Origin of the sequence: Arthrobacter sp. zg-Y877 (assembly GCF_030373105.1) — a bacterium.
Taxonomy (GTDB): Bacteria; Actinomycetota; Actinomycetes; order Actinomycetales; family Micrococcaceae; genus Arthrobacter_B.
This window is the reverse complement of record NZ_JAUCPU010000001.1, coordinates 565,502-577,926: the sequence shown is the minus strand read 5'-3', so window position 1 is coordinate 577,926 and position 12,425 is coordinate 565,502. Positions and strand designations below refer to the sequence as shown.

11 protein-coding genes are annotated in these 12,425 nt (G+C 66.3%); 9 read left to right on the top strand and 2 right to left on the bottom strand.

The features are described 5' to 3' along the window. Positions 1-3: 3 nt before the first annotated feature. The 6 genes from QNO03_RS02675 to QNO03_RS02650 all read left to right on the top strand — a co-directional run bounded on the left by QNO03_RS02675 (position 4) and on the right by QNO03_RS02650 (position 7,407). Positions 4-1,314, top strand: coding sequence for a hemolysin family protein (locus QNO03_RS02675; RefSeq protein WP_442860256.1), 1,311 nt, complete (start codon positions 4-6; stop codon positions 1,312-1,314). Then, positions 1,307-2,236 (top strand): GTPase Era, encoded by a 930-nt coding sequence (gene era / locus QNO03_RS02670; protein ID WP_229948470.1) that lies wholly within the window; start codon positions 1,307-1,309, stop codon positions 2,234-2,236. Before QNO03_RS02675 ends, era begins: the two co-directional genes overlap by 8 nt. 85 nt (positions 2,237-2,321) lie before the next feature. Next, positions 2,322-3,845 carry an LCP family protein gene (locus tag QNO03_RS02665; RefSeq protein ID WP_289601730.1) on the top strand — a complete coding sequence of 508 codons (1,524 nt, stop codon included), beginning with the start codon at positions 2,322-2,324 and terminating at the stop codon, positions 3,843-3,845. Between the two features lie 176 nt (positions 3,846-4,021). Continuing rightward, entirely contained in the window at positions 4,022-5,764 is a 1,743-nt protein-coding gene (gene leuA, locus QNO03_RS02660; RefSeq protein ID WP_289601729.1) for a 2-isopropylmalate synthase, read from the top strand. A 66-nt stretch (positions 5,765-5,830) separates the two neighbouring features. After that, positions 5,831-6,580: a DNA repair protein RecO gene (gene recO / locus QNO03_RS02655; protein ID WP_289601726.1), complete on the top strand. Its 750-nt coding sequence runs from the start codon at positions 5,831-5,833 to the stop codon at positions 6,578-6,580. After that, positions 6,577-7,407, top strand: coding sequence for an isoprenyl transferase (locus tag QNO03_RS02650; protein WP_442860255.1), 831 nt, complete (start codon positions 6,577-6,579; stop codon positions 7,405-7,407). Before recO ends, QNO03_RS02650 begins: the two co-directional genes overlap by 4 nt. On the opposite strand, the gene QNO03_RS02645 is transcribed toward QNO03_RS02650, so the two are convergent. Next, the gene (locus QNO03_RS02645) at positions 7,394-8,413 is read right to left on the bottom strand and encodes an alpha/beta hydrolase (RefSeq protein WP_289601724.1); all 1,020 of its coding nucleotides are present in this window, start codon (positions 8,411-8,413) and stop codon (positions 7,394-7,396) included. The genes QNO03_RS02650 and QNO03_RS02645 overlap by 14 nt on opposite strands. Before the next feature lie 79 nt (positions 8,414-8,492). Between QNO03_RS02645 and QNO03_RS02640 the strand changes: the two genes are divergently transcribed. After that, positions 8,493-9,578 carry a quinone-dependent dihydroorotate dehydrogenase gene (locus QNO03_RS02640; RefSeq protein WP_289601723.1) on the top strand — a complete coding sequence of 362 codons (1,086 nt, stop codon included), beginning with the start codon at positions 8,493-8,495 and terminating at the stop codon, positions 9,576-9,578. Between the two features lie 99 nt (positions 9,579-9,677). Here the strand turns inward: QNO03_RS02640 and QNO03_RS02635 are convergent, their stop codons facing one another. Continuing rightward, positions 9,678-10,271, bottom strand: coding sequence for a DUF3043 domain-containing protein (locus tag QNO03_RS02635; protein ID WP_229948461.1), 594 nt, complete (start codon positions 10,269-10,271; stop codon positions 9,678-9,680). Between the two features lie 38 nt (positions 10,272-10,309). Between QNO03_RS02635 and QNO03_RS02630 the strand changes: the two genes are divergently transcribed. Both QNO03_RS02630 and QNO03_RS02625 read left to right on the top strand, forming a co-directional pair. Then, the gene (locus QNO03_RS02630) at positions 10,310-11,725 is read left to right on the top strand and encodes a dipeptidase (protein ID WP_289601721.1); all 1,416 of its coding nucleotides are present in this window, start codon (positions 10,310-10,312) and stop codon (positions 11,723-11,725) included. Positions 11,726-11,884: 159 nt separating this feature from the next. Next, a complete protein-coding gene (locus QNO03_RS02625) occupies positions 11,885-12,265 on the top strand; it encodes a HesB/IscA family protein (protein WP_229948456.1) in 381 nt (126 codons plus the stop codon). Positions 12,266-12,425: the final 160 nt, after the last annotated feature.

Here is a 12,425-nt window from a genome sequence, read left to right as displayed (position 1 = left end):
GTCATGGCCATGGTGTTCATGGTCCTGGCGGGCCTGCTGACAGCCGCCGAGTCAGCGTACGGCTACCTGCCGCGGCAGGACGCCGAAGCTCTGCTCCACGGTAAGGCAGGGGCACCGCTCCGCCGCATCCTGGCGCATCCGGTGGCACATATGCACGCGCTGCGTTTCTGGCGGGTGTGGTTTGAAATGGCCATGGCCGTGTCCGTGGCCACGCTGTTCCAGCTCGTGGTGGACAACATCTGGCTGGCCGGACTGCTGGCCACGGTGACCATGGCCGGCGTCGGCTTTGTGCTCGTTGGTGTCTCGCCCCGGCAGATCGGGCGCAAGCATGTCACCGCCGTCGTTGTCCTGACAGCCGGGCTGGTCCGCGTGCTGCGGGCCGTCCTGGGGCCGATCCCCGGCTGGCTGGTCCGGCTGGGTTCGGCCGTTGCCCCGGGCACCCAGGGACCCGACGCAGCGTTCTTCACGGAAGAGGAATTCCGGGAACTGCTGGACCGCGCCTCCGACGCGGACATGATCGAGGACACCGAGGCGGAACTGATCCACTCCGTCTTCGAACTCGGCGATACCAAGGTCCGGTCCGTCATGGTCCCGCGCACCGACATGGTGTGCATCGAAGCCGGCAGCACGCTGCGCCAGGCCATGTCGCTGTTCCTGCGCTCGGGCTACTCCCGCGTCCCCGTCATCGAAGACAGTGCGGACCACCTCGTGGGAATCCTCTACCTCAAGGACGTCGCGGCGCAGATGCACAGCGACCCCGAGCGCGCCTCGGTGCAGAAGGTGGAGGACTACGCCCGCAGTGTCCGCTACGTGCCGGAGTCCAAGGCCGTCAGCGAGCTGCTGCAGGAGCTGCAGCGCGAGTCCACCCACGTTGCCATCGTCATTGACGAATACGGCGGAACGGCCGGATTGGTTACGCTTGAGGACCTGATCGAGGAGATCGTCGGCGAAATCGTTGACGAGTACGACTCGGAGCGCCCCGAGATCGAAGGCCTCGGCGACGGCCGCTACCGCGTCAGTTCCAAAACCGGCATCGACGACCTCGGTGAGCTGTTCGACGTCGAACTGGAGGATGATGAAGTGGACACGGTGGGCGGCCTCCTGGCCAAGGCCCTGGGCCGCGTCCCGATTGTCGGCAGCGAGGTAGTGGTCGAAGGCATTGCCCTGCACGCCGAACGGCTGGAGGGCCGGCGCAACCGGGTCTCGCACGTACTGGCCTGGAACACCGCAGCAGATAACGAAGAATCCAGCGACGACGGCAGGAACCCTGCCCCGCGCACCCGCTCTACAGAATTGGTACCCCGTAATGACTGACCCGAAGTTCCGCGCAGGATTCGTTTCCCTGGTGGGCCGGCCCAATGCCGGCAAGTCCACCCTCACCAACGCGCTGGTCGGTTCCAAGGTGGCCATCACTTCTGCCAAGCCGCAGACCACCCGGCACACCATCCGCGGCATCGTCCACCGTGAGGACTCCCAGCTGATCCTGGTCGACACCCCGGGACTGCACCGTCCGCGCACCCTGCTGGGAAAGCGGCTGAATGACCTGGTGGCGGACACGCTGGCCGAAGTGGACGCCATCGGCTTCTGCCTTCCCGCCAACGAGGCCGTAGGCCCCGGCGACCGCTATATCGCCGCCCAGCTCGCAGCCCTGAAGCGCACACCGGTCATCGCGCTGGTCACCAAGACGGACCTCGTGGACCGCGCGGCGCTGGCGAAGCAGCTGATGTCAGTCACCGCGCTGGGCAACGAGGTGCTCGGGGAGGCGGGATGGGCCGACGTCGTACCAGTCTCCGCAGCCGACGGCTTCCAGGTGGACACGGTCGCGGATGTCCTGGTCAGCCACATGCCCGCCTCGCCGCCCCTGTACCCGGACGGCGAACTGACGGACGAACCCGAGGCCGTGATGGTGGCCGAGCTCATCCGCGAAGCAGCCCTTGAAGGCGTCCGTGATGAGCTGCCCCATTCGCTGGCGGTGGTGGTGGATGAAATCGTCCCCCGCGAGGGACGCAGCGAAGACAACCAGCTGCTGGACGTCCGGGTGAACCTCTATGTGGAGCGCTCCTCGCAGAAGGCCATCATCATCGGCCGCGGCGGGTCCCGGCTGCGTGACGTCGGCACCACCGCCCGGCGCGGCATCGAGGCGCTGCTGGGCACCAAGGTCTACCTTGACCTGCATGTCAAGATTGCCAAGGACTGGCAGCGGGACCCCAAGCAGCTTGTAAAACTGGGATTCTAGGCGCTGCGCTCTGCGCACTTTCAGGAGCGCCCCGTACACTTTGAAACATTCGTTTGTGCATATTGATTCATGAAGGGGACCGGCTATGTCATCTCGCCGTGCCGCAACGGGCGGCGGCCCCTTGGGAAAACCGACTGCAGACCAGGGTTCAGCTGAACCCAGCGGCAGACACCTGTCCACCGGGGCCTCCGGCCACACAGCGCTCAAGGCCATTGCTGCTGTCCTGGCCCTGGTGCTGGTGGGCGGGGTGGTCTTCGGGGCCGTCCAGCTGCTGCGGCTCAGGGGGAACTTCGATACCCAGCCCCTGAACCTCGGCTCCGGCGACGCGCCGGCGGAAGTGGTCGATACCAACACCGATCCCATGCAGATCCTGGTACTGGGAACCGATGAGCGTGACGGCCAGAACTCGAACAATTCCGACGTGATGATGCTGGTGAACCTCTCGGCGGACCGGTCCAATGTCACCGTGGTTAGTTTCCCCCGCGACCTTCTGGTTCCCCTGCCGGAATGCGAGGATCCCTCGTCCGGAACGGTCTATGACGCCATGGACCTCGGCCAGCTGAACGGCGCCTTGGGCAACGGCGGGCCCGGCTGCACCGTTGCGGCAATCAACGACGTTACCGGACTGTCGATCGACCACTTCATGATGGCCGACTTCGACGCGGTGAAGGAACTGTCCAACACCCTTGGCGGCGTCGAGGTCTGTGTCAACCAGCCCGTCGATGACCCGCTGTCCGGCTTGGACCTGCCGGCAGGTGTGAGCAGCGTCCAGGGCGACCAGGCCCTCGCCTTCCTGCGGACCCGCCACGGGTTCGGCGACGGCGGCGATGAGGGCCGCATCCGCGCCCAGCAGAGCTTCCTTGCCTCCATGGTCCGTAAGGTCAAGGAGGAAGGTACGCTGAACAACCTTCCCAAGCTTTATTCGCTTGCCGAAACCGTCACGAAGAACCTCACCGTGGACGACGGCCTGGCGGACATTCCCGACCTGGTTTCCCTGGCGACCCGCCTGAAGGACGTCGACCTGGGCAAGGTCGCCTTCGTCACCGTTCCGGTCATGCCCTACGAATACGACACCAACCGGCTGGTCATCAACGAGGAAGCCGCGCAGCCGCTCTTCGATGCGCTGGTCTCCGACCAGGGCGTTTCCGCTGCGGAAACGTCCGCTCCGGCCGCCCCTGCGGAGACGGGAACTCCGGGTGCCCCGGCGGCAACTGAACCAGCCGCTGTCGAGCCTACCGCCGTCGACCCCGCTGCCGTCCCGGTGACGCTGGTCAACGCTTCCGGCAAGGCCGGGCGGGATGCCCAGGTCCTGGAGTTCCTTACCTCCAAGGGCTTTGTCCAGGCACTTGCCGGTGGCTCCGCTGCCGCCGAGAGCCCGGCCACGCAGATCTTCTACGGCTACGGCTACGAAGAGATGGCCCTGGAAGTCGCCCGGACGCTGAACATCCCCAGCGTGCAGGTGGTACTCAGTGCCGTCACCACGGGAGTGTACCTGGAGGTCGGTGCGGACTTCGCTACCGGGTCGACGATGCGTGATCTCGGAGACCTGGGGGACCTGGACGGGCAGACCGCCGCGCAGGTTACGTGCCAGTCGGCGTTTGGGAACTAGCCCTGGCTGCACCGAGGGGACTGCGTGTTAGTCTGATCACGTGCACGCAGAGATCTTTCTCCTTAGCTGCCGCGGCGAGGCCACACAAGCACCTGCTTAGGCCGCCCCTCGCTGCGGAGTTTGTGTTGCCCGGCCACCATTTCTGATGTTCGACAAGAAAAGGCCAGACCAACACCATGCGCAACGCACAGCAGTCCTCGGGCATGCCGATCTCCAAGTACGTCCCTTTCCACGAGCAGATTGCAGTTGACCTGCCGGACCGGACCTGGCCCGACAAGGTCCTCACCAAGGCTCCGCGCTGGTGCGCCGTCGACCTCCGGGACGGCAACCAGGCGCTGATCGACCCGATGACGCCCGAACGCAAGCACAAGATGTTCGACCTGCTTGTGAAGATGGGCTTCAAGGAGATCGAAGTCGGTTTTCCGTCGGCGTCGCAGCTGGACTTCGACTTTGTCCGCCAGCTCATCGAGGGCGACCGGATCCCCGACGACGTCACGATCCAGGTCCTGACCCAGTCACGCGAACACCTGATTGAGCGCACCTACGAATCACTCCAGGGCGCGGACCGGGCGATTGTCCACCTCTACAACTCCACATCCGTGCTGCAGCGCCGCGTCGTGTTCAACACCGACCAGGACGGCATCGTGGACATTGCACTGTCCGGTGCCCGCCTGTGCAAAAAATACGAGGAGCAGCTCCGCGGCGTCGACGTCACCTATGAGTACTCGCCGGAGTCCTACACCGGTACGGAAATGGATTTCGCCCTGCGGATCTCGAACGCCGTCGCCGAAGTGCTCGAAGCCTCCCCGGACCGGCAGATGATCCTGAACCTGCCGGCAACCGTCGAAATGACCACGCCGAACGTCTACGCGGATTCCATTGAGTGGATGCACCGCAACATCGCCAACCGCGAGTCCATCATCCTGTCACTGCACCCGCACAACGACCGGGGCACCGGCGTGGCGGCCGCTGAACTGGGTTACCTGGCCGGGGCAGACCGGATCGAGGGGTGCCTGTTCGGCAACGGGGAGCGCACGGGCAACGTGGACCTGGTAACGCTGGGCATGAACCTGTTCAGCCACGGCATCGACCCGCAGATCGACTTCTCCGACATGGACGAAATCCGCCGCACCGTGGAGTACTGCAACCAGCTCCCCGTGCCCGAACGGTCGCCGTACGGCGGTGACCTCGTCTTCACAGCCTTCTCCGGCTCGCATCAGGACGCCATCAAGAAGGGCTTTGAGTCCATGGAGAAGGACGCAGCGGCCGCGGGCACAACCGTGGACGAGCTCCAGTGGGGCGTGCCGTACCTGCCGATCGATCCGAAGGACATCGGCCGCAGCTACGAGGCGGTCATCCGCGTCAATTCACAGTCCGGCAAGGGCGGAGTCGCCTACCTGCTCAAGAACGAGCACAACCTCGACCTGCCGCGCCGCGCCCAGATCGAGTTCTCCGGCGTCATCCAGCGCCGCACGGATACCGCCGGCGGCGAGGTCACCGGAGCGGAGCTCTGGAAGGTGTTCCAGGATGAGTACCTGCCGCATACGCCCGGGTCCGACGCCGCGGCCTGGGGACACTACGAACTCACCTCGGTCAACGCAGACACGGCGGCCGACGGCGGCTTCAACCTGACCGCGACCCTGCATGTGGACGGCATGCGGCAGCGGCGGATGGCCAGCGGAACCGGACCCATCGCAGCTCTGCTGACAATCCTGGGCCAGGACGGCATCGACGTGCGGCTCCTGGACTACACAGAGCATGCGCTCTCCGCCAGCGGCAACGCCCACGCTGCGGCGTACGTGGAGCTGGCCGTGGGGGAGCGGGTGCTCTGGGGTGTGGGCATCGACCCCAACACCACCATGTCCGCACTGAAGGCCGTCATTTCCGCAGTCAACCGGGCCATCCGGGACCAGGCCTAGACAAATCCGGGGCTCGCCGGGCGGCAGCGGTCCGCCGGGCGTGCCCGGGCGTGGGAAAATAACAGCGTGGCCAAATCCTTTGCATCCCGCACCTACCGGGATGACGCGGTTGTTCTGCGCACCCACAAGCTGGGCGAGGCGGACCGCATCCTCGTCCTGCTGACCCGCGAACACGGGCAGGTGCGCGCTGTAGCCAAGGGCGTCCGGCGGACCTCGAGCAAGTTCGGCGCACGGCTGGAACCGTTCATGGTCGCTGAACTGCTGCTCTCGCACGGACGTAACCTCGACATTGTGACGCAGGCCCAGACCAAGGGCGCCTACGGGCACGGGATCGTGGCGGACTATGCCAGATACACCGCGGCCGCCGCGATTGCGGAAACGGCCGAGCGCCTCACGGACATTGACGGCGAATCCGCGAAGGCCCATTACCAGCTGGTGATCGGTGCCTTTGCTGCCCTCAGCCGCGGTTCACACGCCCCGGAACTGATCCTGGATTCCTACCTGTTGCGGGCACTGGCCACCGCCGGGTGGGCACCGAGTTTCACCGACTGCGCCCGCTGCGGCGCTCCCGGACCGCACACGGCGTTTTCCGCGCCGCTGGGTGGTGCGGTCTGCCCCGTCTGCCGGCCGCCCGGCTCGGCGTCCCCGTCGGCTGAAACGATGGCACTGCTCGCGGCGCTGCTCACCGGAGACTGGCCCGCGGCGGATGCCTCGGGACCGCAGCCACGGCACGAGTCCGCCGGCCTGGTCGCCGGATATCTTCAGTGGCACCTGGAACGGGTGCTGCGGTCCCTTCAACATGTGGAGCGTGTCTGACCTTGCGTTCAAAATCTCCGTCCGCCACCCCGGCAGGACCGGTACGCCCGCCGGAACCGCACCCCTCGGGTGCGGTTCCCCCGCCGGTCCCTGCCGAGTTGGTCCCCGCCCACGTGGCAATCGTGATGGACGGCAACGGACGGTGGGCCAACCAGCGCGGCCTGCCCCGCACCGAGGGACACCGTGCCGGCGAAGCCGCGTTGCTCGACGTGATGGCCGGCGCCATCGAGATGGGCATCAGGCACGTCTCGGTCTACGCCTTCTCCACCGAGAACTGGAAACGGTCACCGGAGGAAGTCCGCTTCCTGATGGGCTTCAGCCGCGACGTCCTGCGGCGGCAGCGGGACCAGCTCAACGAATGGGGAGTGCGGATCCGCTGGTCCGGCCGCCGCCCCAGGCTGTGGCAGAGCGTGGTCCGGGAACTGGAAACGGCCGAAGAAGCCACCCGGACCAACACGGTATGCACGCTGAACATGTGCGTGAACTACGGCGGCCGGGCGGAAATCGCCGACGCCGTCGCTGCGATTGCCGCCGACGTCCAGAAGGGAAAGCTGCGTCCCGGATCGATCTCGGAAAAAACCATCCAGAAGTACCTGGACGAACCGGACCTGCCGGACGTGGACCTTTTCCTGCGTACCTCGGGGGAGCAGCGCTTCTCCAACTTCATGCTCTGGCAGTCCGCCTACGCCGAAATGGTTTTCATGGATACGCTCTGGCCGGACGTTGACCGGCGGACCCTGTGGGAAGCGGTGGAAATCTACGCCCGCCGGGACCGCCGGTACGGCGGCGCCGTGGACCAGGCCGCCGGGTCCGTTACGGGAGCATAAACGCCCGGGCCCACCGCTGGATGCCGGTGTAAACCCGGGTCCGGACAGGCAGGGCGGAAAGCAGGGTGTCGTGCAGGGCGCCGTCGAACCGGTACACCGTGACCTCCGGACCGAGCAGGACACCGCGCTGAACCATCAGGTTCACATCCAGCACGCTGTCGGTGCTCAGCATCCGGGGATTCCAGGTGGCGGCGACCGTCGACGCTGCGGAAGCCAGCAGCAGCACCGGCACCCGGATGTCCAGGCCGCGGGCCACCCGGGCGTGGCCTGCCAGCACTGCCTTGATCCAGCCGGCGCGGACCGGGAAGCTGAACGGCGGCCGCCACTGCGGATTCACATCCCATTCTCCGTCCATTGACGAGCTGATGCTCCGGAAGTAAAAACCGAACTCGGGGATCTTCAGCCGGGTCCGGGGCCGCCGGCGGGCCACCGGTTCCAGCAGCCCGCTGGTGGCGAAGCGCAGAATCGAACTGCCGCTGAGCTCCAGCCAGGGGCTGTTCAGGATCAATGCCTGCAGGCGGCCGGGAAAGCGGTCTGCCCAGAGCGCCGCGACCAGCCCGCCGGTCGAGTGGGCCATTATCGTGGTCCGCATGCCGGCGCCGTACCGGGCCCGGACATCCACCGCCATGGCCGCCAGCGCGGCTTCGATGTCGGCGTCATACTCCGCCAGGTCGCTCACATACCCCTCGGACTGGCCGGGGCGCAGGCTCCGGCCGTACTTCCGCAGGTCCAGGGCATAAAACGGGACACCCTGTGCGGCCCAGAAGCGGGCCAGCTCGGCCTGGAAGAAATAGTCGCTCCAGCCATGCAGGTACAGGACAACGTCGATATCTCCGTCGATATTTCCGTCGATCTTGCTGTCGCCCGGTACGGGAGGAACGGGAGGAAGATAGGTGACCAGGGTGGCAACCACCGGGCCTTCGTCATCTGCCCCCAGATCCAGGGTGAGGCTGTGGAACCCCTCGCCTAGAACATCGGGTTTCCAGGTGGGGTGCTCGTGCCGCATGCCTTCGACAATAGCCGACCCCCGGGCGGATTATCTCCGGGGGTTTGGCACGCGCTGCCGGGTCTGCAATCTTTGACCTATGCGCATTTATCCAACCTTCTTCCGGCTGGTTTTCTCGGGCATGGACCCTGAACTGGCACACCGGATCGGTTTCGACCTGATCCGTGCGGCGGCCCGTACGCCCGCCGGGCCGGTTCTGCGGCGGCTGATGCGGCCGTCGGCAGTTCTGCGGACCGAAGCCCTGGGACTGACCTTTCCGTCGCCGTTCGGACTGGCGGCTGGATTCGACAAGGAAGGTTCGGGCATTGCCGCCCTGGGCAACCTGGGGTTCGGGCATGTCGAGGTAGGGACCGTTACGGCGCAGGCCCAGCCCGGAAACGCCAAGCCGCGACTGTTCCGCCTGGTCGAGGACCGGGCGGTGATCAACCGGATGGGGTTCAACAACGACGGCGCCGCGGCGGTGGCGCCGCGCCTGGCGAAGGCCCGGAAATCGCTGACCAAAGCCTTCGGCGATCCGCACCCGGTGATCGGCGTCAACATCGGCAAGACGAAGACCGTTGACCTCGCTGACGCCGTCGCGGACTACCTCGCCAGTGCCCGGGAGCTGGCCCCGTACGCCGACTACCTTGCCGTGAACGTCAGTTCCCCCAACACGCCCGGCCTGCGGCTGCTGCAGGACATTTCCTCGCTACGCCCGCTGCTGGCCCAAGTGGGCAGCGCGGCCGACGAGGCCGCCGGACGGCATGTGCCGCTGCTGGTCAAAATCGCCCCGGACCTCACCGACGCCGATATTGACGACGTCGCCGAGCTGGCACTGTCGCTGCAGCTGGACGGGGTCATCGCCGTCAACACCACCGTCACCCGCGAGAACCTGGTGACCGATCCGGAACGCGTGATTGCCTGCGGTGTAGGCGGACTGAGCGGTGCGCCGCTGAAGAAACGCTCCCTTGAGGTCCTGCACCGGCTGCACGCCCGCCTGGGTCAGGACGGCCCGGCCATCATCTCCGTCGGGGGAGTGGAAACCGCCGCGGACGCCCAGGAACGACTGGATGCCGGGGCCGCCCTGGTCCAGGGCTACACCGCGTTCCTCTACGAGGGGCCGTTCTGGGCCGCCCGGATCAACCGCGGCCTGGCCCGGTCCGCGCGCCGGGCCGCCAAGGGCTGAACCGGCAAGGACTGACCCGGCCAGGAGTGAGCCAAAGAGGGACTTAACGAAAGAAGGGCCGCCCGCGGGCGGCCCTTCTTTGCTGTGGAGCAGGAACTGTCAGGACGGGTACTGGCCGCGGCCAACCTGCGGCTTCGGCAGGCGGAAACGCCGGAGCTGGAGGGACCGGGACACCCCGTACCAGACGTCGCCGGAATTGGGGCCGCCGAACTTGGCGGTCAGCCGCTTGCGGATCTGGCGGCGCAGCATAAAGCTGTCCGCAATGACCAGCAGGATAAGCACCCAGAAAGCCGCCATGACGATCAGCTGGACGTCGATGTTCTGGATGAAGCTGAAGAGGACGAACACAAGTGCCGCGATCATGATGAACTCGCCGACATTCCAGCGGGCATCCACGATGTCGCGGACAAACCTGCGGTTGGGGCCCTTGTCCCGCAGGGGAAGGTAGCGCTCCTCACCGGTGTCCAGGGCGCGGCGGGTCTTGAGCCGCTCCTCACGCAGGGCCTCACGGTTCGCCGCCTTGGCAGCCTTCCGGTCGTCGGGGACCAGCGGACGCCGGCGTGCGGCTACCTGGTCCTTGCGGCGGGGCGTAGGAGCACCTTTACCCACCCGTACATTGGCTGCCTGTTCAGCGGCAGCTGCCTGGTCCACAGGTTCCTGCGCGGTGGGCGCTTCTTTCTTTCGTCCAAACACACCCCAAGGATACCGTGAAAGATTGTAGGGTTTTGGCTATGACTTCCAACCCCGCCCAAGACGCAGTTCCCTCGTCCCCGGACATCCACGAGGACGCTCTCCGCTCCAGCGTCGCCGCGGACTTCCCGCGGACCGTCGAGCAGCTCAAGTCCCTGGTCAGCATTCCAGGCATCGCCTGGGACTCTTTCGATCCCGAACACCTTAACCGCAGTGCCGACGCCGTCGCCGAGCTGGTCCGCGAAGCCGGCATCGAGGATGTGCAGGTGCTCCGCGTGGATAACAACGGGACTCCCGGCGGCCCCGCCGTCGTCGCCCGCCGCCCGGCGCGGGAAGGCGCGCCCACTGTGCTGCTCTACGCCCACCACGATGTCCAGCCGCCCGGAGATCCGGACCTTTGGGACAGTGAGCCCTTTACCGCCGAGGAACGCAACGGGCGGCTCTACGGCCGCGGCGCGGCGGACGACAAGGCCGGCATCATGGCGCACATTGGTGCGCTGCGGGCCCTTGAGGACGTGCTGGGGGAGGAGTCCGGCGTCGGCGTCACCCTGTTCATCGAAGGTGAGGAAGAGGCCGGGTCACCAACCTTCCGGACCTTCCTGGAGACCTACCAGGACCTGCTCCGCGCCGACGTCATTGTGGTTGCCGACTCGGGCAACTGGAAGGTAGGCGTCCCGGCGCTCACCACGAGCCTGCGCGGACTGGTGGACGGCACGGTGGAGGTCCAGGTCCTGGACCACGCCGTGCACTCGGGCATGTTCGGCGGTCCGGTACTGGACGCACCCACCCTGCTCGCCCGCCTGATCGCGACCTTCCACGACGACGCCGGCGACGTCGCCATCTCCGGGCTCGTCTCCACCGACGACGCAGCCGTGGACTACCCCGAGGAGGACTTCCGCGCGGATTCCTCCCTGCTCGACGGCGTCCGCCTCGCCGGAACCGGTTCCATTGCCTCCCGGCTCTGGACCAAGCCCGCGCTGTCCATCATCGGGATCGACGTACCCACCGTGGCCATGTCCTCGAACACCATCCAGCCCAAGGCACGGGCCAAGTTCAGCCTGCGCCTGGCCCCCGGGCAGAGCCCGGAGGCCGCCATGGAAGCCGTGCAGGCACACGTGCAGGCCAACGCCCCGTTCGGCGCCAAGGTCACCTTCACCCCGGGGGAGCAGGGCAATGCCTTCGCCACCGACACCACCGCCAGCGCCGCACGCACCGCGCTCTGGGCCCTGGAACGGGCGTGGGGAGTGCAGCCGGTGGAATCCGGCATGGGCGGCTCCATCCCGTTCATTTCAGACTTGGTGGAACTGTTCCCGCAGGCGCAGATCCTGATCACCGGCGTCGAAGATCCGGATTCCCGGGCCCACAGCGCCAACGAGTCACTGGACCTGAACGATTTCCGGAACGCCATCCTGGCCGAAGCGCTGCTCCTTGCCCGCCTGGGGGCCGTCGCCGGCTAGGCGGCAGGACACAGGCAGGTGCCGGGTGGGAATCAACATTGCCCGGCACCTGTTAGATCGTTGGGGGACAGCAGACGTACCATTGAGACACTGGTCCCGGCCCGCGGCAGGCGCATAAGGCTTGCCCGCGGATAGACCAGCTGAGGAAAGAGAGAAACTATGAGCGTTTCCACCAGCGAAAACATCACCACCGCAGCAGAGGCGGAACTGCCCGTACACGAAGTGCTGTTGTCGGATGTCGCAGCGCAGAAGGTCCGCAGCCTGCTGGAGCAGGAAGGCCGCACCGACCTCCGTCTCCGCGTGGCTGTGCAGCCCGGAGGCTGCTCCGGACTCATCTACCAGCTCTACTTCGACGAGCGGGTCCTGGACGGCGACGCCGTCCGCGACTTCGACGGCGTCGAGGTCATTGTGGACAAGATGAGCGTTCCGTACCTTTCGGGCGCATCGATCGACTTCGAAGACACCATTTCGAAGCAGGGGTTCACCATCGACAACCCCAACGCCGGCGGCTCGTGTGCCTGTGGAGATTCCTTCCACTAGGACCCATCGCTCCGGCGGCCCGTAATAGGAGCATTAATGGCCCGGCGCGGCGGTGATCTGTCACTGGATCGCCGCGCGTACGGGTAAGCTCTACACGTAGTAGTAAAACTAATGTCCGTAACCGGGAACTTTTTTGTGCCTGGGACGGACAGCACTTGCA